This is a genomic window from Micromonospora sp. NPDC003197, from assembly GCF_053590565.1.
In genome coordinates, this window is the sequence record NZ_JBSFTE010000027.1 from 1 (window position 1) to 25,405 (window position 25,405).

Genomic DNA, 25,405 nt, shown 5'->3' on the forward strand with positions numbered 1-25,405 from the left:
CAAGAGGGTGTCCAGGTCTTGCGTCACAACACGATCTTGGACGCCCTCTCTTCATGCCCAGACATCGACCCCTGACATCGGAACTACTCGTCTAGTACGCGCCCTTGCGGGCCAGTACGACTCCGACTGTGCGCCACAGGATGCTCAGGTCGTACGTCAGCGACCAGTTGTCGACGTAGTAGAGGTCGAGCCGGACCGCCTCGTCCCATGACAGGTCAGAGCGGCCGGAGACCTGCCACAGCCCGGTCATGCCGGGGCGGACCAGCAGCCGACGTCGTACGTCGCCGAGGAAGTCGCCGTCGTCGGCGGGCAGCGGACGCGGCCCGACCAGGGACATCTCACCCCAGAGCACGTTGATCAGCTGGGGTAGCTCGTCGAGCGAGCTGGCCCGGAGGAACCGCCCGACCGGGAAGACCCGAGGATCCTGCTTGATCTTGAACAGCATCCCGTCGGTCTCGTTCTGGTCGACCAGCCCGGCGAGCCGATCCTCGGCGTCGACGTACATCGTCCGGAACTTCCAGACCCGGAAGGTACGACCCTCGTGGCCCACCCGAGGCTGACGGAAGAAGACCGGTCCGGGGTCGGAGAGCCGGATCGCGATCGCAATCGCGACGAAGAGCGGGATGAGCAGCACCAGGCCGAGCCCAGCGGCCACCCGGTCCATCAGGTTCTTGATCAGCAGGGCCGGGCCGGAGAGCGTCGGCTCTTCGACGTGCAGCAGCGGCAGACCCTCGATCGGCCGGATGTGCACCCGGGGACCGGCGATGTCGGTGAGCTGGGGGGCGACGACCAGGTCGACGCCGGAGCCTTCGAGCTGCCAGGCCAGGCGACGCAGTTCACCCGGCTCGGCGCTGGCCGAACCGCAGACCGCGATCGTGTCGCCGCCGACCTCACGGACCAGGGCGAGTACGTCCCGCCCGGCGTACACCGGCACCGGCGTCTCGATCCCGCGTGCGGCGGCATAGCCGTCGGTCAGGTGGATTGCGACCGGGACCAGCCCTGCGGCCGGGCTGCGGGTGACCGCCGTGTAGACCTCAAGCGTCTCCGGCAGGGTGCCGACCAGCACCATCCGATGGGCGGCCTGGCCGGCCCGCCTCCGGATCGTGTGCAGTGCGAACCGGGAGACGAACCGGGCCAGCAGGATCAGCACTGTTGCGCCGATCAGGGCGAAGCCCACCGTGTATCGGGACAGGTCCGTCTTGGTGGCGAAGGCCAGGAAGGAGACACTGGCCGCGACCGTCACCGACGCCCGGATGACTCGTTTGAACTCGTCAGGGCCGAGCCCGAGATAGCGCCGGTCGTACGCCCGGTTGCTCCATAAGATGATCAACCAGCCCAGCGGCAGGAGTAGGTAGGCGACGGTGTGGAACCAGGCCGGCGTGTTGAACCAGCTCGGGTCGTCCTTGTTGGCCGCGAAGCCGGAGGCTGCCTGGTCGAACAGGGAGATTGCGAGCCAACTGGCCAGGCATGCCGCACCGAAGTCGAGCAGGGCCAGGATCAGGGCGTAGGGACGGTGCCATCGGGAGACTCGCCGCCGAGCCCGCGCCCATGCCGACCGGGGTACGCCGTTCGGCAAACGGGGCGTCGGCGGCTGGATCTCGAAACTGTCGACGTGCCGCACGAGTTTGCTCCGGCCTGTGTTGGTTACCGGGCGCTGGAGGCTTGTCGTCACCTCACCTACGTCCTCCCGCATGACACGTGTCGCCCATTCCCCGAAAGGGGTTGGTCGCCCACTGTCCCAGTCTCCCACGCAGGCCCCGAAGGGACGCTGGCCCGAAAGACATTACGCCTACCGCTGCGCGGCGAGAGTGCTCGTCGCTGCTGCGGTCAGCGCCGCAGACCGGGTCACTATACCGATGGATAAGCCGCCCGGTAGGGCTGGACGGTGGGCGGTTCCTCGCTCACTGGGCGATTCCGCCGTCAAGGCGTGGCATCGTTACTTAACGCACAAGTCGGGACAACCGTCGGTCAGCTAAGGTTTTTCCTCCGGTTTGGCAGCCGGGACAGTACTGAAGGCTGGAATCAGCGAACGAAACCTCCCGCACGGTGTCGCCGCAAATCGGGCAGGGAAGCCCGGTACGAGCGTGCACTTTCAGCCCCGAACGCTTCTCGCCCTTCAGCTCGGCGGCACGCTGCCCCATCGACCGGCTGACCGCGTCCCCCAACACCTGCCGGGTCGCCTTGTACAACTCGGCCAACCGGTCGTCTGGCAGCCGGTCGGTGATCGCGAACGGCGACAGCCGCGCCGCATGCAGGATCTCGTCCGAGTACGCGTTGCCGATGCCGGCTAAGACCTGCTGGTCGGTGAGCACCCCCTTCACCTGTCCACGTCGCCCCCGTAGCCGCTCGGTGAAGGTCGGCAGATCGACCGAGAGCACGTCCGGGCCGAGTCGGGCCACCCCCGGCACCTGCCCCGGGTCGGTGACCAGATAGGCGGCGAGGCTCTTCTGCGTACCGGCCTCGGTCAGGTCGAAGCCCGAGCCGTCGTCGAGGCGTACCCGGACCGCGATCGGACCCTTACCCGGCTTGAGCGGGACCGCCGACGGGAAGGCGTCCCGGTAGTGCAGCCAGCCGGCGCGGGCCAGATGCACCACGAGGTGCAGGTCACCGTCGAACACCACGTCGAGGAACTTGCCGTGCCGCCCGGCGTCGACGATCCGCCGCCCGACCGTGGCTTCCGGCCCCGGGTCGTACGTCTTCAGGGCGCTGATCGCGGCGACCTCGAACCGGTCGACGTGCCGCCCCACCGCGCGCTCGCGCAGGTAGCCGGCGAGCGCCTCCACCTCCGGTAATTCAGGCACGTCAGTAACGGTAGCCTCTGCGCGCGTGAGACAGGCGGAACGAGCACCGAACATACGGACTGACCGGTTTCGGCCCTTCCCTGTCCCGCGTGAGCCGTACCGGAACACGAGTCGCGCTTGCCGGCCCCGCCGCAGCGAAGGAAGGTTGGCATCCTGTGAGCGCGAGGAGCGAGCGTTTCGGGGCGGCTCGCGTGGGACGCGGCCGAGCCGAAATGCGAGTAGAGCGAGCGCAGCGAGTGAGCCCCGCAGTCGCGAACGAAAGGTCGGTATCTGTGAGCGCGAGGAGTGAGCTTGCGAGCCCCGCAGTCGCGAACGAAAGGTTGGCACCGTGAAGGTGGTCATCGCGCACAACCGTTACCGGGCGGCCCAGCCCTCCGGGGAGAACACCATCGTCGACCTGGAGATCGCCCAGCTCACCGCCGCCGGGGTCGAGGTGCTGCCGTTCCAGCGCAGCTCCGACGAGATTCCCACGATGCCGAAGAGCGCCAAGGCGCTACTGCCGCTCTCCCCGATCTACGCCCCCCAGGCCCAGCAGGACCTGAGCCGGCTGCTGGTCGAGCACCAGCCGGACGTACTGCACCTGCACAACCCGTACCCGTTGCTCTCGCCGTGGGTGGTGCGGACCGCGCACGCGTACGGCGTGCCGGTGGTGCAGACCGTGCACAACTACCGGCAGGTCTGCTCGTCCGGGCTGTACTTCCGCGACGGCCAGATCTGCCAGGACTGTCGAGGTCGGGCCTTCGGGCTGCCGGCGATCCAGCACCGGTGCTACCGGGGTTCCCGGGTGCAGAGTGCGCTGATGGCGACCACGCTCGCCGTACACCGGCCGACCTGGCGTTCGGTGGACCGGTTCATTGCGCTCACCTCGGCCGTTGCCGCGCACCTGCGGGACTACGGCATTCCCGACGATCGGATCGTGGTCAAGCCCAACGCGATTCCCGACCCGGGGCAGCCGGCTCCGCTCGGGGACGGCTTTCTCTTCATGGGGCGGCTCTCCCCGGAGAAGGGGCTCGGGCTGCTGCTCGACGCGTGGCGGCAGCACCCGGTCGGCTCGCTCGGCCCGCTGCGGATCGCGGGTGACGGTGAGCTGCGTCCGCTGGCCGAAGCCGCCGCCGCCGAACGCTCCGACGTCATCTTCCTCGGCCCGCAAGATCGGTCCGGGGTACGCAAGGCACTCGACGACTCGGCGGTGGTGATTGCCGCGTCCACCTGGCACGACGTACTGCCGACCGTGGTGATCGAGGCGCTGGCCAGTGGGCGGCCGGTGCTCGGCACCGCGCTCGGCGGCATCCCGTACCTGGTGGGGGCGGATGACCCGGCAGGCGCGGCCGGTTGGGTCGTACCGGCTGACTCGGCGGCACTGGCCGCCGCGCTGCCGACCGCTCGGGCCGGGGCCGCCACGGTGGCGCCACTGGCCCGGGCACGCTACGAACGCACGTTCCACCCGGACGTGGTGACCCGGCAACTGCTCGACGTGTACGCGGGAGTGCGCCGCCGCTGAGGTGTTAGGAAGGGCCCCTTCCTATCGCTTTTTGCATAGGAAGGGGCCCTTCCTAACATCAGCGCAAGGAGGCGCGGGCGGAGAAGGCGATGCTGGCGAGCAGGAAGCCGCCGTTGACGATGGTGAACGCCGCGACCAGCCACACCGTCCAGGCCGGTACGAGGGTGAGCAGCAGACCAGCCAGGGTGATCACCGCGCCGTAGTCCCGGAGCAGCTTGACCAGCCGTACCGGTAGCGAGGTCGAGGTGACCATGCTGGCCGCGTTCGGCCCGGCCTGCATCACCGAGGTCACCAGGTTGACCATCCAGGTGCCGGCGAACGCGGCGACCAGCCACACCGGGGTGTCGGGCGTCTGTGCCACCGCCACCGTGCCCAGGGCGGTGACCAGCGCGATCTGCGCCGCCACGTCGCACAGTACGTCGACCCGGGCCCCGGCCGGGCTGCCCCGGCCGGTCACCCGGGCGAGCTGCCCGTCGGCGCAGTCCAGTGCGTACGCCACCTGCCAGCCGATCAGGGCGACCAGCCCGACCAGCCAGGCCGGTACGTCCCCAGCGGCGACCTGGTCCGCGAGCGCCACCACGGTCACCGAGGCGGCCAGCCCGAGCACCAGGTTGGCGATGGTCAGCGCGGTGGGGGGCAGGCCGAGCCGGTGTGCCGCCAGGGCGAAGCCAGCGCCGAGGCGCTGGCTGATCGTCTCGCTGAACAGGCCGCCGCCCCGGTTGACGCGGTAGAAGTCGGCGGCGGTCGGGCGGGACAGCTCAGCCGAGGGGGTCGCGGAGTGCATCGGCGTAGTCTGCCAGTCGCCCACGGATCTCGTCTGGTGCCATGTCGAGGTGTTCGAGGATCGTGTAGCGGTCCGGCCGGGTACGCGGCGCGAACGCCACCGCCTCGACGAACTGGTCGTCGGTGAGCCCCACGTCAGCGGGGGTACGCGGCAGGCTGTGCCGGGCCAGGCAGGCGGACATCTGGACGAGCCGCTTCTGGTCGCCGCGCAGGAAGGTGCAGAACAGCGCCCCGAGTCCGGCCAGTTCCCCATGTGATCCGGTGTTCGGATAGAGCGAGTCGATGGCGTGCATGATCTCGTGGCATCCGCCGCTGGCCGGGCGGCTGGTGCCGCAGACTGCCATCGCCAGCCCGCTGGAGATCAGCGACTCGGCCAGTACGGTGACGAATCCGTCGTCGCTCATGTCGCCGGGATGGTTGATGACTGCCTCGGCACCGGCTCGGGCCAGGCTCGCCGCGAGTCCGTCGACCGGCTCACCGCGTACCTGCCGGGCCAGTTCCCAGTCGGCGAGCGCGCTGAGGTTGCTCACCACGTCGCCGATGCCGGCTCGGTTGTGCCGTTCCGGACCGCTCTCCACGAAGTCCAGGTCGACGATGACGGCGATCGGGATGTGCACCCCGTACGAGCCCTTGATCCCATCGGTGACCAGGCTCGCCACCGGGGAGGCGATGCCGTCGTGGGCCAGGGCGGTGGCCACCGAGACCATCGGTAGGCCACGCCGGGTGGCCGCGTACTTGGCGACGTCGACCGTCTTGCCACCGCCGATGCCGACCACCGCGTCGTACGAGCGGGCCCCGAGCTTGGCGGCCAGATCGTTGGCGGCGTCGATGCTGCCGCCGGTGACGGTGAAGAGGTCCGCCGATCCGAGCGTGGGGCGGATCAGCTCGCCGATCTTTTCGCCCTGGCCGGGGCCGACGACGACGGCGACGTCTCCGCCGGCCGAGATCCGGCCGCTGGAGAGGATCGCGCCCAGGTCGGCCACTGCTCCCCGGCGGACCTCGATGGCCAGCGGGGTCATGACGGAACGGGCTAGTAGTGGCATGCGATCTCCCGGGCCCGGGCCAGGTCGTCGTGGTTGTCCACCTCGACCCACGGTACGTCGCCGATGGTGGCCGCCCGCACCTCACCGCCCCGGCTGGCGTACTCCTGGTAGCCGTCCTCGTAGTAGAGGTTGGGGTCGCGCTTCCAGGTGGTTTCCAGCGCGTCGGCGAGTCCGGCGGCGGCGTGCGGCTCGATCAGGGTGGCGCCGATGTACTCGCCGAAGGCGTCCGCCGGGTCCATCAGTTTGGTGATCCGGGTGAGCTGGCCGGCGGCGTCGAAGGTGGTCTTCATTTCCTCGTCGGCGAGCTTCTTGACCGCGTCGATGGCGAGCAGGATGCCGGGGCCACGCTGGGCGAGCAGGGTCCGTTCCACGCTCACCGGGTGCACGGTGTCGCCGTTGACCAGCAACGCGCCCTGGGCGAAGTGTTCCCGGGCCAGCCAGAGCGAGTACGCGTTGTTCCACTCCTCGGCCTTGTCGTTGTACACCAGGCTGAGCGTGACGCCGTAGCGCTCCTCCAGCGCCGACTTGCGGCTTTCGACGGCTTCGGCGGCGTAGCCGACCACGACGGTGATGTCGGTCAGGCCGACTGCGGCGAGGTTGCGTAGCGAGATGTCGAGGATGGTGGTCTCCCCGTCGACCGGGACGAGCGCCTTGGGCAGGGTGTCGGTGTACGGGCGCAGTCGACGTCCCGCGCCCGCGGCGAGCACCATACCGATCATTAGGGGATCCTCTCTCGCGACGACGACGGCCGCAGAAACCATGACAACAGCTACCAGAACGATCAATGGCGACGATTCTCGACAACTGTTCCGGTGCACTCGGGTTACCGCTCGGAAGGATAGCGCTGTATGGCGGCGCAGCCTGCCGCCGGCCAAGATCGGCCAGGTAGCGCAGCCAAGATCAGCCAGGTAGTACGGCCAACGTGCGGCGGGTAGCGCGGCGAAACATCAGCCAGGCAGCGCGGCCAGGTCCGCGAGCAGTGCCAGCCGTTCCGGCGCGGCCAGTACGGCGTACGGCACACCTGCCCGGCGGTTGGTTTCCAGCTCGATGGTCTGCCGTTGCGGACCCGGCGTCAGCTCGGCGATGCTGCGTGCGGTGTGCCCGGCGGCGCCCCACGCGGCGGCGTGCGCGTCGGCCCGGTGGTAGCGCAGCGCGCCCAGCCGGTTGAGCAGCAGCACGCCCGACGGGGTGCCGTCCGGCTCGTACGGCGGGGCCATCGCATGGAACGCGACGGCGTCCTCGTCTTCGGCGGCGGCGGTCAGCAGCAGGCCGAGCGTGCCGACCAGCCGGGCCACCCGGTCACTGTGGCCGTCCCAGATCTCGCGGGTGATCTGGGCGTGTAGCTGGTAGAGGTCGGCGAGGAACGACCGACCCCGGTCGGTGGCGCAGAACCCGCCGTCGCGCTGTCGCACGATCATCGCGTGGGCGACCTGTTTGTCGAGTACGCGTTGACACTCGACGGGGTCGCGATAGCGGGTGACGGCGGCGAAGCCGGGGCCGCTGACCACGCCACCGGGGGCCGCCGCCCGGCTGCGGAACTCCACCAGGAAGCCGGTGGCCGCCGGCCCGCCATAGCGCTGGCTCAGGTCCGTGCCACCGTACTCGTGCGCGGTCGCCAGGGCGGAGATGAAGATCCGGTCGATGGCCGGCGCGACCAGGGCGGCGAAGTCGGGGGGCGCCAGCGGAACGGGGTCGTTCACAGGCCGATCGAACGTAGCGCGGCGAAACCGTCCTCGGCGATCCGGCGGATCAGCCCGTCGTTGACCTCGCGGTGTTCGTCGAGTACGCCGATCTCGTGCTCGGCCAGCCAGCGGAACTCGGTGTGCTTGCCGACCTCCAGGCGCGGCCGGGTGAGGTCGCCGTCGACCCGCACCAGGAAGTCCAGTTCCACCCGGTCGAGGCCATCGTTGCCGGTGTAGCGGTATTCGCCGACCAGCCCGAGTACGTGGGAGACGGTCCAGCCGGTCTCTTCCGTGACCTCGCGGTGAAGCGCCTCCTCGGTGTCCTCGCCGGGTTCGAGATGCCCCCCGACGATGTCCCAGACATTGGGGAACAACCGACGGTGCGGGGATCGACGCTGGAAGAAGATCCGCCCGTCGTCATCGACGATCAGGGCTCCGGCGCAGCGTAGGGGCTCGGGGGGCACCCCTCGACAGTAGCGACCGGCAAGCCGACTCGGACAGTACGGAGCCCTTGTACTTCGATGCCCGCAAGGTCAGTATTGCCGTACTGATGCTGCCGTCCGCAGGGGTGATGTCTGATGCGGGTACGTGAAGCGATGTCCAGCCAGGTTCTCGTCGTTGGCCCTGACCACACACTGCGGCAGGCCGCCCAGATGATGTCGGAGCGACGGGTAGGTTCAGTTGTCGTCGTCGATCCCGAATCGCACGGGATCGGAATCATGACCGAACGTGATGTGCTCAACGCCATCGGTGCCGGGCTCGACTGCGATGTGGAACGTACTGCCGCGCATCTCACCTGGGAGGTGGTTTACGCCGGGCCGGACTGGACCCTGGCGGAGGCGGCGGCAACGATGATCCGGGGTGGTTTCCGGCACCTCGTGGTCCTGGAAGATGGCGAGGTCCTCGGCGTGATCTCGGTCCGGGACATCGTTCGAGTCTGGAGTAGCGGCTGAACCTCCGGAGCAGTGGCTGAACCGCTGGGCCAGCGGCTGATCGTTTGAACTGGCGATCCGCCCACCTGATAGGCGACTTGGCCACGGCTCACCATTCGGACATGGCCATACCTGCGTCGTTGTGGCAATGGTCACCCGTACGCTGAGTAGTCATGACCGCTGAGCAGCTGATCTCCTTTGCCCGTGGGGCACCCTCGCTGGACATCGTCGATATCGATGGACTTAAGGCCGCCGCCGTACGGGCCTTCGACGCGGACCCGGCCGGCATCACTGCGTACGGCAACTCACTGGGCTACCTGCCGCTGCGGGAGTGGATCGCAGCCAAGCACGGTGTCGACGTCGACCAGGTGCTGGTCACCAATGGTTCGTTGCAGGCTGACGCATTCCTTTTCGACCGGCTCGTCAAGCCGGGTGACGCGGTCGTGGTGGAGCGTCCGACCTACGACCGGACTCTGCTCAACCTCCAGCAGCAGGGTGCCGAGGTGCACGCGGTCACCATTCAGCCGGATGGGATCGACACCGACGAGCTGGGCAAACTGCTGGAGTCGGGGGTACGCCCGACGGTGGCGCACATCATCCCCAACTACCAGAACCCGGCCGGGGTCACCCTCTCCCTGGAGAAGCGGCAGGCACTGCTCGCCCTGGCCGTCGAGTACGGCTTCACCATCTTCGAGGACGACCCGTACGCCGACGTCCGGTTCCGGGGCGAGCCGCTGCCGTCGATGCTCTCCCTCGATGAGCACGACGTCGTGGTGCATGCCTCCAGTTTCACCAAGACCGTCTGCCCCGGCGTACGGGTGGGTTACCTGGTCGGACCGGCCGCGCTGATCGCGGACATCGCCAAGCGGGCGACCAGCCTCTACATCTCGCCCGGCATGGTGGCGCAGGCCATCGTGCACCAGTTCTGCGTCTCCGGCGACATCGATCGTTCCATCGAGAAGGTGCGCAGCGCGTTGGGCGAGCGGGCGACGCTGCTGGCCGCCGCATTGCGCGAGCACATCCCGGGTGTGGAGTTCATCGAGCCGGACGGCGGCTACTTCCTCTGGGTCGAACTCCCCACGGATGTGCAGGTCGACAAGCTTGCCCCGGCTGCCGCAGAGCGCGGCGTGGCCGTTGTCAAGGGCAGCGACTTCCTGCTCGATGGCGGCCAGCACGCGCTGCGCCTGGCCTATTCGGCGGTCACTCCCGACCGGATCGACGAGGGCGTACGGCGGTTGGCGGAGGCTGTCGAAGCAGTCCGCGGCCAGCGATAAGAAAGTTTGTCGGATATCCGACAAACGGTCGAGGTTGCTTGTCGGGGGTTTTCAGAGAGGTGCTTCACAGCTCACAATGCTGCGAGCGCAACCGTTCCTGCGGTTGACCTCCTGTACATAACCCCCCGCCCCCCCATGGCGCCGGGTGGACCGACCGCACCTACCCCCCGAGCGGCCGGTCCACCCGGCGCCACCCCCAACTGCACGCGGTCGCCGGTTTTACCCAGCGGCGTAGCCTGCATCCGGCAGAAGTCACGCTGGCGGGGGGAGGTGGGCCCGATGGCGGAGCAATTCGACACTGGCCAGGCCGGAATCGGTGCCGAGGGTCGTCGTAAGGACCGGGTCCCGCGCACCCGCGCCTGGAGCGCCCCGGTACGGGCAATGACCCGCATCCTCAACGTCGACGGCAGTCAGCAACAGTCGCCGACGACCATCCCGGATCGTAGTGCCGTGGTGGACTGCGCCCTCTACATCGACGGCGTACGGCAGGCCGGCGACTGGGACTACGCCGAGGCGCTGACCCGGGCACAGCAGCGGCGGGACGCCTTCGTCTGGCTGGGGTTGCACCAGCCCAGTCTGGCCGAGATGACCAGCATCGCGGCCAGCTACGGGCTGCACGAGTTGGCGGTCGAGGACGCGGTCAAGGCCGAGCAGCGCCCCAAACTGGAACACTTCGGCGAGGTCAGCTTTCTGGCGCTGCGTACCGCCCGGTACGTCGCACACGGCGAACTGACCGAGAACTCCGACGTCGTGGAGACCGGGCAGGTGATGCTCTTCATCGGCCCGCACTTCGTGATCAGCGTGCGCCACGGCGACGCCTGCCGGCTCACCCCGATCCGAGCCGACCTGGAGAGCAAGCGGGAACTGCTCGCCCACGGGCCATGGGCGGTGGCCTACGCCATCACCGACCGGGTGGTCGACCTCTACCTGGAGGTGAGCGACCGGGTCGAGGACGATCTGGACACGCTGGAGACCCAGGTGTTCGCTCCCCACACGCACGGTCGGATCCAGCGGATCTACCAGATGAAGCGGGAACTGGTGGAGTTCAAGCGAGCGGTGGTCCCGTTGCAGCGTCCGCTGATGACCCTGACCGCCCAGGTCAACCGGGAGGTGCCGAGAGAGATCCGGCGCTACTTCCGCGACGTGCAGGACCACCTGACCCGTACGGTCGAGCAGGTCAACTCCTACGACGACCTGCTCAACTCGATCCTGCAGGCGCGGCTGGCCCAGGTCACCGTCGAGCAGAACAACGACATGCGCAAGATCGCGGCATGGGCCGCCATCGCGGCGGTGTGGACCGCCATCGCCGGCATCTACGGCATGAACTTCGACGTCATGCCCGAGACCAAATGGACGTACGGCTATCCCGTAGTACTTGCCCTGATGCTCGGGTCCTCGCTGGTGCTGTACCGGATGTTCCGGCGTAACGGCTGGCTCTGACACGCTGACCCGGTCGCTGGTCGGGGTCCGACGCGCCGACTCTTCGGGGTCGCACGCGTCAACTGGTCCGCTTACTCGGCGGTACCGCGCCCGGACTGGCCAGGGCGCGGTACCGAGCCGAGTGTGATCAGTTCCGGCTGTTGCTCGTCGCCGTACCAGCGCTGCCAAGGACCCCATCGCTGTTCTTGGCCGGGCTCTTGCGAGTGGCCTCCGCGAGGGTGGCGGGGGACGGCCGATCGGCGGTCTTCTCCGCCGCCTTCTCTGCGGTCTTGACCAGCGGCTTGTCGGTGGCCTGCGGCGCGGTGCCGTTGCTCGAACCAGACGAAGTCTTCGTCGATTCCGATCGGAGGGGGGAGGTCGAGCCGGCGGCCATCGCCTCGGCGTCCTCGCGGACCGACTCCAGCGCGCGACCCGCGTCGTACGCGTCCCAGTCCTGCTGCCGGCGACGGCGCACCGCCGCCGCACCCGCCACCCCGGCCACGGTGCCGATGGCCAGGATTCCGGTCAACATCGGCCAGCGTCGACGTGCCATCAGGGACTCCTTCTTCCGCATCGCTCGCATGTTCTTCGGCTTGACCTTCTGGGCGGTGGAGCCGGCATGCCGGGCGCCTTCCGCCGCCGCCACGGCCAGTGGTGCCAGCGCCGTCACGGTCGCCGCCCAGCCGTGGACGGCCTTGCCCTTGACCTTGGTCGCCGTCGGGCCGACATAGTCCCGGGCCGCGTTCATCCGTGGTCCGAGAGTCGCCCCGACCCCGCCGGCCGCGTGCGTGGCGGCCCGCCTGAAGTGATCGAGGCTCTCGTTCAGCTCCGCCTTGGCGAGCTGGCTGTGAGTCTTACGCCGACCAATCCCGAACACCGGTTCCACCTCCTGGGTGTTGTTCCTTTGTCATCCTCCACCTTTGGATGCCTCCGCACTGCCAGATCGGGCACATGGGAGGATCCGCATGGAAACTGACCGACAACTGAGGAGTACCCGTGGCTGAGGCGATCTACGCCACCTTGCACACCAACGCCGGCCCGATCCGGTTGGAGCTGTTCCAGAACCACGCGCCGAAGACCGTGCGCAACTTCGTCGAACTCGCCGAAGGCACCCGCGAATACACCGACCCGCGTACCGGTCAGCCCGGCTCCGGGCCGTACTACGACGGCACCATCTCGCACCGGGTGATTGCCGGCTTCATGATCCAGATGGGTGACCCGACCGGTACCGGCCGGGGTGGACCGGGCTACCAGTTCGCCGACGAGTTCCACCCGGAGCTGCGCTTCGACCAGCCCTACCTGCTGGCCATGGCGAACGCAGGACCGGGCACCAACGGTTCGCAGTTCTTCATCACGGTCGGCCCGACGCCGCACCTGAACAACCGGCACACCATCTTCGGCAAGGTGGCCGACCAGGACTCGGCGAAGGTGGTCGACGCGATCGCCAACACCTCGACCGGCCCGGGCGACCGGCCGCGCAACGACGTGGTCATCGAGCGCGTCGAGATCGAACGTATCTCGGCCTGATCCCCCGATCGGGGTACCTTTGCTCGCATGAACGAGCGCGGCAAGGTGGCATCGTGAGCGAGTCCCCACCGACGACACCGGTCTGCTACCGGCATCCGTCGCGGGAGACCTACATCCGGTGTACCCGGTGTGACCGGCCGATCTGCCCGGAGTGCATGCGGGAGGCTTCGGTCGGCCACCAGTGCCCCGAGTGCGTGTCGGAGGGGCGTCGGACGCAACGGCCGGCGCGTACCGTCTTCGGAGGCGGTGCCGCCGGCCGTGCCGGCTACGTCACCAAGGCGATCATCGCCGTCAACGTCCTGCTCATGCTGCTCTCCATCGCCCTGGATTCCGGCGGTGACGCGGCCGCCGGGGGCCGTGGCTTCGGTGGGTTGCTCGGCGGCAACACGCCGCTGACCGACTGGGGCTCGGTGCTCGGCCTGGCACTCTTCCCCGACTTCACCGTGCACGGGATCGCGGATGGCGAGTACTACCGCCTGATCACCGCGATGTTCCTGCACTACGGGCTCATCCACCTGCTCATGAACATGTGGGCGCTGTGGGTGCTGGGCCGGTCGCTGGAGGCGACTCTCGGCCCGCTCCGGTTCCTCGCCCTCTACCTGGTCGCCGGGCTCGGCGGCAACGTCGCCGCGTACGTCTTCACCGCGCCGAACAGCCAGACGGCGGGTGCCTCGACCGCGGTCTTCGGTCTCTTCGCGGGGCTCTTCATCATCATGCGGCGGCTCGGCCGGGACACCTCGTCGGTCATCCCGATCCTGGTGATCAACCTGGTGTTCACCTTTCTCGTGCCCGGTATCTCCATCGCCGGACACCTCGGTGGTCTTGCCTTTGGCGCGATCATGGCGGTGGTGATGGCGTACGCGCCCCGGTCCCATCGCGCACTGGTCCAGGGGGCCGGTACCGCAGTCGTCGTGATCGGGCTGGTCGTCGTGACAGCCGTACGTACGTTTCTCCTGCTCAGCTGAGCGTCGCGTGGTCAGCTGGCCGTCGTTGCCCGGTGCCACCTGGCCTGGAGGACGGCGGCCACCTCGTCCGGTGGGGCCCCGAGATCGTGCCGCCCGAACAGGTGCAGGGAGTCGCCTGCGTCGATCTCCAGGAGTTCGGTTCGTAGGCCGCGTCGGGGACGGGCGTCCACGGCGATCCGCTCGATCCGGGCCCAGTCGAGGTGCCGCCGTCCGGCGAAACCGGTGACCACCGTGACGCCGGTCCGGTCGACGCCGAGCCGGACCGGGGCGACCAGGTCGCGCAGCGCCCAGCCGAGCAGCCCGGCGGCGGCCAGACCGGCCAGCCCCCACCGGACCGGGTCGCCCTCGGAAAGCAGTGCCGCGAGTACGGCAAGGCAGCCCGCACCCACCACCTTCAGTACGGGCATCAGCGCGCTCACGCGCCAGGTCCTGGGTTCGTCATCGTCCGGCATCGCGCGGCGGTCGTGTTGCGCGTCATCGTCCGGCACCGCGTGGCGGTCGTGTTGCTCGTCGGTCGGGTCGGTATGCACGCATCCAAGGATGGGGCACGGCCGGGGAGACGGGCCGCTCAGCAGGACGTAGTATCGAGAAAAGCTTAGTTACTGGGGAGTAGAAAATGCGGGACGCGGTCATCGTCGGTACGGCACGCACCCCGATCGGCCGGCGCAAGGGGGCCCTGGCCTCGGTGCACCCGGTCGATCTGTCGGCACACGTCCTGCGCGCCCTGGCCGAGCGCTCCGGCCTGGCCCCGGCCGACGTCGACGACGTGATCTGGGGCTGCGTGTCGCAGGTCGGTGAGCAGTCCTGGAACATCGGTCGCAACGTCGTACTGGCGGCGGGCTGGCCGGAGTCGGTGCCCGGCACCACCGTCGACCGGCAGTGTGGCTCCAGCCAGCAGGCGTTGCACTTCGCCGCCGCCACCGTCATCTCCGGCCAGGCCGACCTCGTCGTCGCCGGCGGGGTCGAGGCGATGACCCGGGTACCGATGGGCTCCTCGGCCACCGGCGGCCTGCCTTACGGCGATCTGGTGCGCGACCGCTACCGCGACGTCGAAGGCTTCGGCGTCGACGAGCCGGTGCCGTTCAACCAGGGAGTCGGCGCGGAGATGATCGCCCAGCGGTGGGGCTTCTCCCGCACCCAGCTGGACGAGTTCGCGCTGGCCAGCCATCAGAAGGCGGCGACGGCGCAGGACGCCGGCCTGTTCGAGGCGGAGATCTCCCCGGTCGCGATGGCCGACGGTGGCAAGGTCACGGCTGACGAGGGCATCCGGCGGGACACCACCCTGGAGCGGCTCGGTGAGCTGAAGACCCCGTTCAAGGCGGACGGCGTGGTCACCGCCGGCTCGGCGTCGCAGATCTCCGACGGAGCCGCCGCCGTCGCGGTCACCACCTCCGAGTGGGCCCGGCAGCACGGCCTCACGCCGCTGGCCCGGATCCACACCGCCGTGGTCGCCGCCGACGACCCGGTGATCATGCTGACCGCACCCATCCCGGCCACCGCGAAGGCGCTGAGCCGCGCCGGCCTGAGCATCGACGAGATCGGGGTGTACGAGGTCAACGAGGCGTTCGCGCCGGTCCCGCTGGCCTGGCTGGCCGAGACCGGAGCCGACCCGGCCCGCCTCAACCCGCGTGGTGGGGCCATCGCCCTCGGCCACCCGCTGGGCGGATCCGGGGCTCGGATCATGACGACGATGGTGCAGCACATGCGGGACAACGGCATCCGCTACGGCCTGCAGACCATGTGCGAGGGCGGCGGAATGGCGAACGCCACCATCATCGAACTGCTGTAGGGCGTACCCCGACCAGACGGTCGACGGCCGCTTGGTCTGCGGATGCCGCAGGCCAAGCGGCTCTGCCGCAACAGCCAACCGAGCCCGACCGCGTTCCGGTATTCGTTCCGCATCGATGATGTTCGCAAGGATCGAGATGCGGTGGTAGCGAGCGCTACCCGAGGGGCGGGGTGGTCATGCTCCGGGCAGAGCCCGGTCGAACTCATCGCGGTTGCGGATGATGTCGCTCTGATGGCCACGAACCCAGCCCACGAGTCCATTCACAGCCCCGCTCAGTGAACGGCCGAGCGGCGTTAGGGCATATTCCACCCTTGGCGGCACTTCCACGTACGCCGTCCTGACCACCAGCCCGTCGCGGGTGAGTGCGCGCAGCGTCTGACTGAGCATCCGCTGGGAGATGCCGGCGACCTGCTCGTGCAGGGTGGTGAAGCGCATCGGGCCAGACATCAGGACCGTGATGGTCAGCAGCGTCCATTTGTCGCCGACCCGCGCCAGCACGTCGCGGACGAGCTCGATGGTCTGGACACAGTCTGGCGCAACCCCGCGCTGTGCGAGTTCGGTGCCGAGGGAACCGGTCACAGTTCTTCGTTCCTCTTTCGTCAGTAGCTGACTTCAAAGTGCGTATTGGAGAGCCGGATTAATTCCGGCGAGCGCACGTTTCTTACTGATCGTAAGTAACGTGCGGCCGCCTGCTCGTGGCCGTGGCAGACGGGAGAACAACTTGGCTCGGCACGACACGTTCACCATCTCGCGACACTTCGACGTACCGCCGGACGAGATCTTCGCAGCGTTCGCCGACACCGCGATCAGGCGGCGGTGGTTCCGCATCCCCGGTAGTGGCGCTTCATACAAGCACGACTTCCGGGTGGGCGGCGGCGAGACGGCGCGCAGCACCTTCACCAGCCTGGACGCGGAGCCCGAGCGGCTGGAGTACCGGTTGCGGTACATCGAGATCGAGGGCCCCCACCGAATCGTCTACGGCTACGAGGCCATCGTCGACGGCGAACTGCGATGGGCGTCGCTGGTTACCGTCCGGCTGAACGCCGAGGCGGTCGGAACCCGTCTGGAGTGGACGGAGCAGGTGACGTTTCTCCGCTACACGGGAGACGGCAGCGGAGATCTGGCGCACCTACGCGGCGGGAGCGTGCTGAGGCTGAACGGAATCGAGGCTGCTCTGCAACCCGGACGTCAGCAACGGCAATGAAAGCCGCCCCGACCTGGAAGACCTTTTATGTGCCGCAAGGTCTCCAGCCATCAGTAACCATCAGATCAGTAGGAATGGAACAGGCATGACGAATATCGGGGTCATCCTCGGCAGCACCCGCCCTGGCCGGGTGGGTCACCAAGTGGCCGAGTGGGTTACCGAGCAGGGCAGCAAGTTTGACGGCATCGACGTCGAGCTGGTGGACATCGCTGACTACCATCTGCCGCTCTTCGACGAGCCGCAGTCACCCCTACTCGGCTCCTACGCCCACGCCCACACCCGGAAGTGGAGTAACAAGGTGGCCGAGTTCGACGGATATGTCTTCGTTACCCCGGAATACAACCGGTCGATCCCCTCGGCGCTGAAGAACGCCATCGACTACCTCTATCGTGAGTGGAACAACAAGGCGGCTGGCTTCGTCTCATACGGCAGCCAGGTCGGCGGGGCTCGGGCAGCCGAACAGTTGCGCCTCATCACGGCCGGTCTGCAACTGGCGGGCGTACGCACCCAGGTCAGTTTGTCACTCGCCACCGACTTCGAAGCGTTCGCCACGTTCACCCCCGACGACCGCCACAACGCCATGCTGCGTCAACTCCTCACCGAGGTAGCCGCATGGGCCGACGCGTTCGCGCCACTGCGCCGATCCTGACGGCACATTCAGCCCGCTCATGACGACCGGCAGGCCATGGCCCAGGCGATGGCCCGGGCGATGGCTTGCCGGTCGGGACGACGTGGGGACAGACTCAAGCGCCCTTGAGTCGGAGCCCCAGACCGTCGAGGACGCACTCAAGCCCGCTCTTGAAGCTGCCGTCCCGGGTGTCGCCGGATAGCCCCACCGCCGGACTAATCTCACTTTCATCCATGTAAATGCCGCACCAATTGCCGACTGCGCCTCGTTGGACAACGCATGGATGTGTTCTCCCAGACGCTTCCACCCACGGCCGTAGTGGCCGGGGTGTCGGCCACGAGGGCGGGTCGACACCTGGTCAACCTGCGGCAATGTGTGGAGTCCGGCGACGACGCCGTTCTCGTCACCAGGTGCACCCGAGTCGATCGGCCGGCTCAGGGCGACTACCTGCTACTACTCACCCATCGTCGGCTGGTCGTGATGCGGCGGACCCGACTGCTGCGCCGACTGCGCCTGCACCTCAACACCGAGCTGCGGCACCTGACCAATGTCACGTGGAACTCCGACCCGAATCTGTCCGGTGTGGAGCTGGCGGCGACCGCCATCGACGGGGTACGCGAACGGTTCCTGATCCGGGTCGGCGATCCGAAGCGGGTGTGGCAGCTGGACGCCGTACTCAACCATCGGTTCCGCCCCGGCGAGGCGACTCAGGCCGGCCCTACCCTGGCCACCTGACGTTAGGAAGGGCCCCTTCCAAGGCAGAAAGCGATAAGAAGGGGCCCTTCCTAACAGCTCAGTAGACGCTGGAGCCGATGAAGTCGTCGTGTCCGTAGCCGACCGGGTTGGCGAACGAGCGCGACTGGAACGACCACTGCTGACGGTTGCTGCTGCCGCAGGCCGCCAGGCGCAGCCGTGGGTTACCACTGCTCGGGCTGTCGAAGGCCAGGCAGAGGTTGGTGTTGCCGGCCGCCTTGATCTGGTTGCCGGAGAAGACCCACTTCTGGTTCGTGCCACCGTGGCAGTTGTGGATGTTGACCGGGGTGTTGGCGGTCAACGTGCCACCCGCGACGTCCAGGCACCGGTCGTGGGAGAGCTCGGAGTGCAGCGACTGGCGCGTGGAGTCGTACCAGAAGCCCTGGTTACGGCCACCGTGGCAGGTGTACGAGATCTGCGCCGTACCGTTTCGGGAGTCGTAGCCCTCACCGTCGATACAGTTGCTGGTACCCGTGTTGCGGAGCTGCTTGAACTCGAACAGCCCCGGGTAGAACACGGCCTGGTTGGTGCTGGCCGGGTCGACACAGGTGCCCTGCTGCTGGCCGGAGTTGAAGAACGAGGTCATGCACTGGGCGAACATGCCGTGGCCCCGGTAGTTGGGGTGGAACGACTGCCGGGCGGCGTTCTCGTCCCAGACGCCGACCTCGATGAAGAGGCCGCGTACGGAGGTGCTCTCCGAGCACACCTCGTGGCCGTGGAACAGTCGGCTGGCGTCCAGGTAGCGGGTGCCGGTGTTGACGGCGGCGGCGCGCAGCGACTTCTCGAAGAGCGGCACTGCCTTGTTGCGGGCGAACGCCATGTCGGCGAGGTACATCAGGCAGCCGCCGTTGTACCAACCCGGGAAGTCCGGGTTGTCCTCGACATCCGGTCCGGCGGGACTCGGGTACGACATGAACACGAGTTCGTAGTCGGACTGGAGGTATCCGGCGTTGGTCATGGTCTGCCGGATGCTGTTGATCGCCTGCTCGGCCGCCTGCCGGCTGCCGTCGGTGCGGATCGACCAACCGTCGCTGTAGTCGGGGTAGCACGCGCCCTGGAAGAACACCCGGTTGACGGTGCATTCGGTGGCGACCGGCCCGAACTGGATGGTCCCCGCACCGTTCGCGCCAATGATCATCCAGATCAACTTGATTTTGGCGTTTCGTGCCTTGATCGCGAGATGGTCGCCCTGGTTCAGCTCGTTGTGCTGGGTCGGGCCGCCGGCCATCAGGTGCTGTGCTGTGGCACCCGAGCAGGCGATGTTGTATTGCACTTCCGAGGTGATCCCGGTACGGAACACCGCCTGGTCGTACGACCGGTCGCACCAGTTGCCGTCCTGGTGCGTGCCGGGAATGTAGTTCCCCACGCCCTCACCGGAGATCTGGCTGTCGCCCATCGTGAGCAGCGCGACCTTGCGCTGCTCCAGCGGGCGGATGGCCGGGCTGCCGTAGAGCGCGGTGGCCTCGGCGGCACGGATCGATTCGAGGTTGGCCGGCAACGCCTGGATCGGCGGGCGTGCCTGGGCCGCTTCGGGGGCGGAGGAGGCGGGGAGGGGGTTGACGAGCATCGGCAGGACGAGGCCGGCGACGAATGCGGCTACGACAGCGGTACGTCGTCGTGGCATTCGGAGCGGGCTGCGTCCTCCCGACGGGCGGGGGTCGCTCATCGACTCGGTCCTTCCATCCAATCGTTGCTGGTCAATTGATGGTCAGACGGTAGCCCTCCGGTCGAGAAATGTGAATACCTCTCAGTAACTTGTTGCGCGGAGATGTCCTCGCAGCTCAGTACGGCGTGGCGGACCACGCCCGCGACGTGGCGGGGCGACGGTTAGGACGTGGCGGGGCGACGGTTACGGCGTGGCGCGGTGGTGTGGGCTCAGCGGGCGCGCGGTGGCAGGGCGTAGCCCACGTAGCCCCGGAACTCGACCTGCCAGCCGGGTGGCACCAGCCGGGTACAGGCCCTCCGGTCCCCGGTGCACACGATCGCGTCCACCGTGTGGGGATCGGCTGGCGGGCGGCCCTCCAACACCGACTGCAACGCCACGATCTCCCGAGCCGCACCACTGTCGCCGTGGCGAAGCAGCAACCACCAGGGGTACTCCCAGTTGTCGTTCTGCTGCACCAGACCGATCCGCCGGGCTCCGGCAGCCTCGACCGCCTGAGCCGCCCACCGGAACTCCTCTGCCCACTGTGGACGACGTAGGAACCGGGTCTCCCAGTCGGAGGTGGTGAACAGCGACCCCGTACCGACCAGTCGGCGGGGGAAGCCGTACGAGATGGCGAGCACTCCGGAGAGAGCGGAGGTGGCGAGTACGGCTACCGCCGCCAGGGTCGCCACCGAACGTCGACCACCCCGGCCAGCGCCCTCGGCTCGGGTGCTGGCCCGACGCCGGAACATCGCGTCCAGCCACACCCCAGCCAGCGGGATAGCCAGCAGCAGCGCGTACAGCACCAGCCGGTTTCCCCAGGGCTGCCATTTGATCATCGCGCTGTGCAGCACCACGGTCACGGTGATCGCGGCCGCGTACGCCCGTAGCGTCCCGGCACGCTCCGGCGAGATCCGGTGCGGACGGGCCAGCGCCAGCACCCCGGCGATCAGGACGAGCGCCCCGGCGAGGGGGAACGCGACCCGGTCCTCATCGGGATACCAGGACGGCACCGGGAAGGTGGTCTTGCCGAAGGTGATCCCACGGTCCTGCGGGTCGACGCCGACCAGCTCTGCCACCTGCTTGATGGCGGACGCGGTGACGTCCCGCAGCGGACTCAAGGGGGTGTCCAACGCGGTGTGCCCGATCCGTAGCCCGTTGACCAGGACAGCGGGCGGGTCGTGCCGGGTCGTCGGGATCGATTCGCGCAGCCGGGGCGGCCCGAGCGGATTGCCGAACTCGACGGTCATCCGCACCAGGTACGGCCCAGTGATCATCGCAGCGACAGCCAGAATGGCGACCGAAACGCCACCAATGCCCAGTACTGCCCGCACCCGCGAGCCCGAGCCGGAAGCAGCATCGGAAGGCGCGGCGGCGTGCTCTGTGGCCGGCACCGGACGGAAGGCTCGGCGGAGTTGGGCGACCCCCCATACGACCAGCATCGGGCCGACCCCGATCAGTCCGCTGGTCTTGGTGACAGCGGTCAGCCCGGTGGCGGTGCCGAGGGCGAGCACCGTACCGAAGGTGGCCCGTCGGGACAGGTTGTCCAGCACCAGGGTCGCGGCACAACCGGCCCAGGCGGCGGCTACCAGGTCGGTCTGCGTACTCGTCGCCTGGAGCGCCACCATCGGCGTCGTCGCCATCAGGAAAGCGGTGATGATCTGGGCCCGCCGGCCCCCGCCGAGCTGGGCGGTGATCCGCGTCGCGACCACCAGGCAGCCGATCGCCGCCGCCCACTGCACCAGGTTGTAGAGCGCGTCGCCGCCGGTCAGCAGACGCAGGTGCAGCAGCAGATACTCGGCGCCGGGCGGAATGGTGACCTGCCGATGGATGGCGGTCGCCCACATCTCCAGGCTGCCCTGCTGCACCCAGTGTTCGACCTTCGGCAGGTGGTAGGTCTGCGAGTCGAAGTTGTTCGGCTCGGCGAGCAGGGCAATGACCAGTTCGGCCAGTACCAGGAAGGCGATGACACAGATCATCAGCCGCTCGGCCACACTGGCCTGCCGCCAGCCCTTGGCCCGGATGGTCTCCCAGCCGCTCGACGCGGCACGTCGCGCGTCCCCGAGTACCGACCGGGGCCGGTCCGGGGCCGTGGGTGCAGTCGTGCTCGCGGTCGGGGCTGTGGTCGTGCCCGCTGCCGCAGTTGTGGTCGCAGTCGTGCTCGCGGTCGCGGTTGTGCGACGCCACCGCCGGCCGGCCAGGGCCAGCGCGACGGCCAAGAAGAGCAACCAGGCCGCCGCCAGTGCGGGCGCGGTCAACCAGCCAAACGCGCCGAGTAACTCCACGGTCAGCACCGCGTACGCGCCGGTGACCAAGGCGGCCCGGACCGCCGCCAGGCGTACCGGCTGACCCACGCTTTCCGACGCTGGACGCAAGGCGTACATGATCGAGAAGAAGGCGATAACGGGTGCCACCACGAGCGGGGACCATGCAGCCGGCATGGCCGGAAGTAAACACCATGATCCCGGCCGCTCCGCGTGAAGCCAGCCATGGCGCGCGTAACGGCAGCCCTGCGCGGGTGTCGGGGCAGGCGTTGGGCGGACACGGCCGGATGCGGCGGACGTCAGGACAGACCTATCCCTCGCCGCAGGCTAGGCTAGCAAGGATCTGTCGTCGCCACCGTGGAGATGTCCCCGTGAAGCTCTCGATCCTCATGCCGGTCTACAACGAGGAAGAACGCATCGCGGACGCCCTGAAGCAGGCGTTGGCGGTGGACTACCCGTGCGAGATCGAACTCGTCGTGGTCGATGACGGAAGTCGGGACGGCACCGGCGAAATCCTCGGTCGGGCCGACGACACCCGGGTCCGCGTCATCACCCATCCCCGCAACGCCGGCAAGGGCGCGGCGATCCGTACGGCGGTCGACAACGCCGAGGGTGAATACATGGTCATCCTCGACGCCGACCTCGAATACGACCCGCAGGACATCACCAAACTGCTCGAACCAGTCCTGGACGGGCGAGCGACGGTTGTCTACGGAAATCGGACATTCGGCAGCCACAGCTCTTACAGCTTCTGGTACGTAATGGGCAACAAGGCGGTCACCACCGCCGCCAATGTCCTGTTCAACTCCTACATCGGCGACCTGGAGACCTGCTTCAAGCTGCTGCCGGTCGGGCTCTACCGCTCGCTGGACATCCGCTCCCGCGGCTTCGGCATGGAGGCGGAGGTCACCGGCAAACTGCTCCGGCGGCGAATCCGCCCCTACGAGGTGCCGATCAGCTACCACGCCCGAGGGCGCGACGAAGGCAAGAAGATCACCTGGAAGGACGGCGTCGAGGCGCTGTGGATCCTCGGTCGCGAGCGCACCCGACGCCGGGGCGTCATCCCAGGAAAGCGCTGATTCATCCCAATCAGGTGCTGAATCAACCCAGGAAAGCGTTGATCGACCGCCGCAATCCTGCCGAATCCAGGCCATGCCACCGCGCATGATCCTGCGGGCTGCCATACCGGCGTACCTCGGCGTGCCCTACCCCGAACGACAGCAACCGGTGCGGTACGTGACTGAGCGCGTCGTTCACGATCGCGCTCGACGTACCCGCCAGGTACGGCTCCACCAGCACCACCTCCGACCCGGCCAACGACCGTAGCCCAGCAGCGTCGAACGGTCGCGGCGTGTGCGTGTACGCCACCGTCACATCCAGCCCCGCCACCGCCGCCAGCGTCGGATCCAGCATCGGCCCGACCGCCACCACCAGCGGCCCGCCCGGCGTACCCCGCCGCAGCACCTGCAACCGGGGATCCCCGCCGTACGACAACCGGTTCGACTGCGTGGACAGCCGCAGATAGACCGGATCATCGTGCGGAGTGGCCGCCTTCAACAGCGCCGGCACCTCGTCCCGGTGCCCCGGCACCTGCACCGTCCAGCCATCCAGCGTGTCGAACAGCGCCACATCCCCCGGCGACATGTGTGTCCGGCCCATCGCCGACCCGTCGTACGACGCCCCGACGCTCACCAGGATCGCGCCCACCCCCTGGTGGCTCAGATCCAGCTTGATCTGCTCGTACGCCCGGTCCACCAGAAAAGTCGCGTACGAATGCACGATCGGCCGCAGCCCGGTCAACGCCAACCCGCCCGCCACCCCGATCATCAACTGCTCGCGGATGCCGACGTTGAGCACCCGATCTGGATGACGCTCGGCGGCCGGGGCGAACACGGACGCGGAAATGTCAGCGAGCACCAGGGCAGTACGCGGATCGTCCGCGAGCAGGGCGCTGGTCGTCGCCACGAAACTGTCCCGCACGGGTCTACTCCTCTGAATCGACGACCGCGACGACGACGTGCGGCCGGTCGGGCTGGTGGGCGGTGAGAGCAGCATGGATCGCGTCATGGTTCCGACCGTCCACGGTCTCGGCGGTCCAGCCGTTGACGGTGAACCGGCTGGCGATCCCGCCCGGACCCGGCCAACCGTGCGAGGCAGATTGGTTGTCGAGCACGATCGCGGTCAGGTTGGGCAGGCCGGTGGCTCCGGCGTACGCGATCGCCTCATGGTTGGAACCCTCGTCCAACTCGGCGTCGCCGAGCAGGACGTACACCCGGGGTTGGGTGATGCCCTGGGCCCGCAGCCCCAGCGCGGTGCCCACGCCCAGTCCCAGGCCGTGGCCGAGCGAACCGGAGCTGATCTCCACGCCGGGGACCAGCACCCGGTCGGGATGGTGACCAAGCCGGCTCTCCGGACCGGCCAAGTCGTCCAGCCACGCCTCGGGAATGAACCCCTTCGCCGCCAGTACGGCGTAGTAGGCGGCCGGTCCGTGCCCCTTGGAGAGCAGGAACCGGTCCCGTTCCGGGTCGTCCACCGTCTCCGGGGTGACCCGCAGCACGCGGTCGTAGAGCACCCAGACAACGTCGAGCGTCGAATGGGCGCTGGCAGAGTGTTTCTCGTCGCCGGTGAGCCGGCGCAGCAGGACGTCAAGGTCGACGTAGCCGGTGGTCGTCGGTGCGGTCATGCGGCTAGCCTGCATGTTGAAGTGCACTTCAACTCAAGGCGAACGTGATGCAGGAACTACTGACCATCGGCGAGCTGGTGACCCGATCCGGGGTGGCCCCCTCGGCGCTGCGCTACTACGAACGGCTCGGACTCATCCGGGCCACCCGCACCAGCGGCAACCAACGTCGCTACGAACGAGCCGAACTGCGCCGCGTCGCCTTTATCCGCATCTCCCAGCAGGTCGGCGTCTCCCTGGAGGAGATCCGCGCCGCCCTCGACTCACTACCCGAGTCACGCACCCCCACCAAGGCCGACTGGGCCCGGCTATCTGCCGGCTGGCAGCACAAACTGAACGAAAAAATCGACCTGCTCACCCGGCTCCGCGACGACCTGACCGGCTGCATCGGTTGCGGTTGCCTGTCGCTGCAGCGCTGCAACGTCTTCAACGTCAACGATGAACTCGCCGAGGAAGGACCCGGCGCCCGGCTCTTGGTCCACCCACGGTGAGTGCGGTCAGTCCAGGGTGAGCGC

The 25,405-nt window shown here is 68.3% G+C and carries 26 protein-coding genes; 12 read left to right on the forward strand and 14 right to left on the reverse strand.

The window, feature by feature from the left end; translation table 11 throughout:
- Nucleotides 1-91: 91 nt before the first annotated feature.
- Together ACWDV4_RS24485 and ACWDV4_RS24490 are read right to left on the reverse strand one after the other, a co-directional pair.
- Complete coding sequence (locus ACWDV4_RS24485) at nt 92-1,621, reverse strand: sugar transferase (RefSeq protein WP_449982872.1); 1,530 nt, start codon at nt 1,619-1,621, stop codon at nt 92-94.
- A gap of 319 nt (nt 1,622-1,940) precedes the next feature.
- The gene (locus ACWDV4_RS24490) at nt 1,941-2,801 is read right to left on the reverse strand and encodes an Fpg/Nei family DNA glycosylase (protein WP_449982875.1); all 861 of its coding nucleotides are present in this window, start codon (nt 2,799-2,801) and stop codon (nt 1,941-1,943) included.
- Nucleotides 2,802-3,129: 328 nt separating this feature from the next.
- On the opposite strand from ACWDV4_RS24490, the gene ACWDV4_RS24495 reads away from it, so the two are divergent.
- The gene (locus ACWDV4_RS24495; protein WP_449982878.1) at nt 3,130-4,302 is read left to right on the forward strand and encodes a glycosyltransferase family 4 protein; all 1,173 of its coding nucleotides are present in this window, start codon (nt 3,130-3,132) and stop codon (nt 4,300-4,302) included.
- Nucleotides 4,303-4,360: 58 nt separating this feature from the next.
- On the opposite strand, the gene ACWDV4_RS24500 is transcribed toward ACWDV4_RS24495, so the two are convergent.
- The 5 genes from ACWDV4_RS24500 to ACWDV4_RS24520 all read right to left on the reverse strand — a co-directional run bounded on the left by ACWDV4_RS24500 (nt 4,361) and on the right by ACWDV4_RS24520 (nt 8,274).
- A complete protein-coding gene (locus ACWDV4_RS24500; RefSeq protein ID WP_449982881.1) occupies nt 4,361-5,086 on the reverse strand; it encodes a CDP-alcohol phosphatidyltransferase family protein in 726 nt (241 codons plus the stop codon).
- Nucleotides 5,061-6,128, reverse strand: a complete 1,068-nt coding sequence (locus tag ACWDV4_RS24505) for an iron-containing alcohol dehydrogenase family protein (RefSeq protein WP_449982884.1) — start codon at nt 6,126-6,128, stop codon at nt 5,061-5,063. The genes ACWDV4_RS24500 and ACWDV4_RS24505 overlap by 26 nt, the downstream gene beginning before the upstream one ends.
- Nucleotides 6,116-6,847 (reverse strand): phosphocholine cytidylyltransferase family protein, encoded by a 732-nt coding sequence (locus ACWDV4_RS24510; RefSeq protein ID WP_449982890.1) that lies wholly within the window; start codon nt 6,845-6,847, stop codon nt 6,116-6,118. Before ACWDV4_RS24510 ends, ACWDV4_RS24505 begins: the two co-directional genes overlap by 13 nt.
- A 228-nt stretch (nt 6,848-7,075) precedes the next feature.
- Entirely contained in the window at nt 7,076-7,828 is a 753-nt protein-coding gene (locus tag ACWDV4_RS24515; protein ID WP_449982892.1) for a hypothetical protein, read from the reverse strand.
- On the reverse strand, nt 7,825-8,274 hold the full coding sequence (locus ACWDV4_RS24520; protein ID WP_449982895.1) for an NUDIX domain-containing protein: 450 nt from the start codon (nt 8,272-8,274) through the stop codon (nt 7,825-7,827). Before ACWDV4_RS24520 ends, ACWDV4_RS24515 begins: the two co-directional genes overlap by 4 nt.
- Before the next feature lie 114 nt (nt 8,275-8,388).
- Here ACWDV4_RS24520 and ACWDV4_RS24525 point away from each other — a divergent pair, with 114 nt between their 5' ends.
- From ACWDV4_RS24525 to corA, 3 genes are all read left to right on the forward strand, one after another.
- Nucleotides 8,389-8,763: a CBS domain-containing protein gene (locus ACWDV4_RS24525; protein ID WP_449982898.1), complete on the forward strand. Its 375-nt coding sequence runs from the start codon at nt 8,389-8,391 to the stop codon at nt 8,761-8,763.
- A 152-nt stretch (nt 8,764-8,915) separates the two neighbouring features.
- Nucleotides 8,916-10,016 (forward strand): aminotransferase-like domain-containing protein, encoded by a 1,101-nt coding sequence (locus ACWDV4_RS24530; protein ID WP_449982901.1) that lies wholly within the window; start codon nt 8,916-8,918, stop codon nt 10,014-10,016.
- A 381-nt stretch (nt 10,017-10,397) separates the two neighbouring features.
- Nucleotides 10,398-11,456, forward strand: a complete 1,059-nt coding sequence (gene corA, locus ACWDV4_RS24535) for a magnesium/cobalt transporter CorA (protein ID WP_449983065.1) — start codon at nt 10,398-10,400, stop codon at nt 11,454-11,456.
- Nucleotides 11,457-11,583: 127 nt separating this feature from the next.
- On the opposite strand, the gene ACWDV4_RS24540 is transcribed toward corA, so the two are convergent.
- Entirely contained in the window at nt 11,584-12,312 is a 729-nt protein-coding gene (locus ACWDV4_RS24540; RefSeq protein WP_449982904.1) for a hypothetical protein, read from the reverse strand.
- Between the two features lie 119 nt (nt 12,313-12,431).
- Here ACWDV4_RS24540 and ACWDV4_RS24545 point away from each other — a divergent pair, with 119 nt between their 5' ends.
- Both ACWDV4_RS24545 and ACWDV4_RS24550 read left to right on the forward strand, forming a co-directional pair.
- Complete coding sequence (locus tag ACWDV4_RS24545) at nt 12,432-12,962, forward strand: peptidylprolyl isomerase (RefSeq protein WP_449982907.1); 531 nt, start codon at nt 12,432-12,434, stop codon at nt 12,960-12,962.
- Nucleotides 12,963-13,015: 53 nt separating this feature from the next.
- Entirely contained in the window at nt 13,016-13,927 is a 912-nt protein-coding gene (locus tag ACWDV4_RS24550; RefSeq protein WP_449982910.1) for a rhomboid family intramembrane serine protease, read from the forward strand.
- An 11-nt stretch (nt 13,928-13,938) separates the two neighbouring features.
- On the opposite strand, the gene ACWDV4_RS24555 is transcribed toward ACWDV4_RS24550, so the two are convergent.
- A complete protein-coding gene (locus tag ACWDV4_RS24555) occupies nt 13,939-14,379 on the reverse strand; it encodes a PH domain-containing protein (RefSeq protein WP_449983067.1) in 441 nt (146 codons plus the stop codon).
- A 164-nt stretch (nt 14,380-14,543) separates the two neighbouring features.
- On the opposite strand from ACWDV4_RS24555, the gene ACWDV4_RS24560 reads away from it, so the two are divergent.
- Entirely contained in the window at nt 14,544-15,716 is a 1,173-nt protein-coding gene (locus ACWDV4_RS24560; protein ID WP_449982912.1) for a thiolase family protein, read from the forward strand.
- A gap of 174 nt (nt 15,717-15,890) precedes the next feature.
- On the opposite strand, the gene ACWDV4_RS24565 is transcribed toward ACWDV4_RS24560, so the two are convergent.
- Nucleotides 15,891-16,295, reverse strand: coding sequence for a winged helix-turn-helix transcriptional regulator (locus ACWDV4_RS24565; RefSeq protein ID WP_449982915.1), 405 nt, complete (start codon nt 16,293-16,295; stop codon nt 15,891-15,893).
- A 142-nt stretch (nt 16,296-16,437) separates the two neighbouring features.
- On the opposite strand from ACWDV4_RS24565, the gene ACWDV4_RS24570 reads away from it, so the two are divergent.
- From ACWDV4_RS24570 to ACWDV4_RS24580, 3 genes are all read left to right on the forward strand, one after another.
- Nucleotides 16,438-16,920, forward strand: coding sequence for an SRPBCC domain-containing protein (locus tag ACWDV4_RS24570; protein WP_449982918.1), 483 nt, complete (start codon nt 16,438-16,440; stop codon nt 16,918-16,920).
- A gap of 85 nt (nt 16,921-17,005) precedes the next feature.
- Complete coding sequence (locus tag ACWDV4_RS24575) at nt 17,006-17,569, forward strand: NADPH-dependent FMN reductase (protein WP_449982921.1); 564 nt, start codon at nt 17,006-17,008, stop codon at nt 17,567-17,569.
- A 258-nt stretch (nt 17,570-17,827) separates the two neighbouring features.
- Nucleotides 17,828-18,283 carry a hypothetical protein gene (locus tag ACWDV4_RS24580; RefSeq protein WP_449982924.1) on the forward strand — a complete coding sequence of 152 codons (456 nt, stop codon included), beginning with the start codon at nt 17,828-17,830 and terminating at the stop codon, nt 18,281-18,283.
- Nucleotides 18,284-18,341: 58 nt separating this feature from the next.
- Here the strand turns inward: ACWDV4_RS24580 and ACWDV4_RS24585 are convergent, their stop codons facing one another.
- Both ACWDV4_RS24585 and ACWDV4_RS24590 read right to left on the reverse strand, forming a co-directional pair.
- Entirely contained in the window at nt 18,342-19,925 is a 1,584-nt protein-coding gene (locus tag ACWDV4_RS24585; protein ID WP_449982926.1) for a ricin-type beta-trefoil lectin domain protein, read from the reverse strand.
- Between the two features lie 251 nt (nt 19,926-20,176).
- Entirely contained in the window at nt 20,177-22,363 is a 2,187-nt protein-coding gene (locus ACWDV4_RS24590; protein ID WP_449982929.1) for a hypothetical protein, read from the reverse strand.
- A gap of 218 nt (nt 22,364-22,581) precedes the next feature.
- Here ACWDV4_RS24590 and ACWDV4_RS24595 point away from each other — a divergent pair, with 218 nt between their 5' ends.
- Nucleotides 22,582-23,289 (forward strand): glycosyltransferase family 2 protein, encoded by a 708-nt coding sequence (locus tag ACWDV4_RS24595; protein ID WP_184534990.1) that lies wholly within the window; start codon nt 22,582-22,584, stop codon nt 23,287-23,289.
- Between the two features lie 22 nt (nt 23,290-23,311).
- On the opposite strand, the gene ACWDV4_RS24600 is transcribed toward ACWDV4_RS24595, so the two are convergent.
- Complete coding sequence (locus ACWDV4_RS24600; protein ID WP_449982932.1) at nt 23,312-24,190, reverse strand: transketolase family protein; 879 nt, start codon at nt 24,188-24,190, stop codon at nt 23,312-23,314.
- Nucleotides 24,191-24,194: 4 nt separating this feature from the next.
- Nucleotides 24,195-24,893, reverse strand: a complete 699-nt coding sequence (locus tag ACWDV4_RS24605) for a transketolase (protein WP_449982935.1) — start codon at nt 24,891-24,893, stop codon at nt 24,195-24,197.
- Nucleotides 24,894-24,940: 47 nt separating this feature from the next.
- Between ACWDV4_RS24605 and soxR the strand changes: the two genes are divergently transcribed.
- Complete coding sequence (gene soxR / locus ACWDV4_RS24610; RefSeq protein ID WP_449982938.1) at nt 24,941-25,381, forward strand: redox-sensitive transcriptional activator SoxR; 441 nt, start codon at nt 24,941-24,943, stop codon at nt 25,379-25,381.
- Nucleotides 25,382-25,405: the final 24 nt, after the last annotated feature.

Bases quoted from the DNA above. Each gene is read 5' to 3' on its own strand.
- ACWDV4_RS24500 (WP_449982881.1), bottom strand. From the start codon at position 5,086: ATGCACTCCGCGACCCCCTCGGCTGAGCTGTCCCGCCCGACCGCCGCC.
- ACWDV4_RS24505 (WP_449982884.1), bottom strand. From the start codon at position 6,128: ATGCCACTACTAGCCCGTTCCGTCATGACCCCGCTGGCCATCGAGGTC.
- ACWDV4_RS24510 (WP_449982890.1), bottom strand. From the start codon at position 6,847: ATGATCGGTATGGTGCTCGCCGCGGGCGCGGGACGTCGACTGCGCCCG.
- ACWDV4_RS24525 (WP_449982898.1), top strand. From the start codon at position 8,389: ATGCGGGTACGTGAAGCGATGTCCAGCCAGGTTCTCGTCGTTGGCCCT.
- ACWDV4_RS24530 (WP_449982901.1), top strand. From the start codon at position 8,916: ATGACCGCTGAGCAGCTGATCTCCTTTGCCCGTGGGGCACCCTCGCTG.
- corA (WP_449983065.1), top strand. From the start codon at position 10,398: ATGACCCGCATCCTCAACGTCGACGGCAGTCAGCAACAGTCGCCGACG.
- ACWDV4_RS24555 (WP_449983067.1), bottom strand. From the start codon at position 14,379: ATGCCGGACGATGACGAACCCAGGACCTGGCGCGTGAGCGCGCTGATG.
- ACWDV4_RS24560 (WP_449982912.1), top strand. From the start codon at position 14,544: ATGCGGGACGCGGTCATCGTCGGTACGGCACGCACCCCGATCGGCCGG.
- ACWDV4_RS24575 (WP_449982921.1), top strand. From the start codon at position 17,006: ATGACGAATATCGGGGTCATCCTCGGCAGCACCCGCCCTGGCCGGGTG.
- ACWDV4_RS24580 (WP_449982924.1), top strand. From the start codon at position 17,828: ATGGATGTGTTCTCCCAGACGCTTCCACCCACGGCCGTAGTGGCCGGG.
- ACWDV4_RS24585 (WP_449982926.1), bottom strand. From the start codon at position 19,925: ATGCCACGACGACGTACCGCTGTCGTAGCCGCATTCGTCGCCGGCCTC.
- ACWDV4_RS24605 (WP_449982935.1), bottom strand. From the start codon at position 24,893: ATGACCGCACCGACGACCACCGGCTACGTCGACCTTGACGTCCTGCTG.
- soxR (WP_449982938.1), top strand. From the start codon at position 24,941: ATGCAGGAACTACTGACCATCGGCGAGCTGGTGACCCGATCCGGGGTG.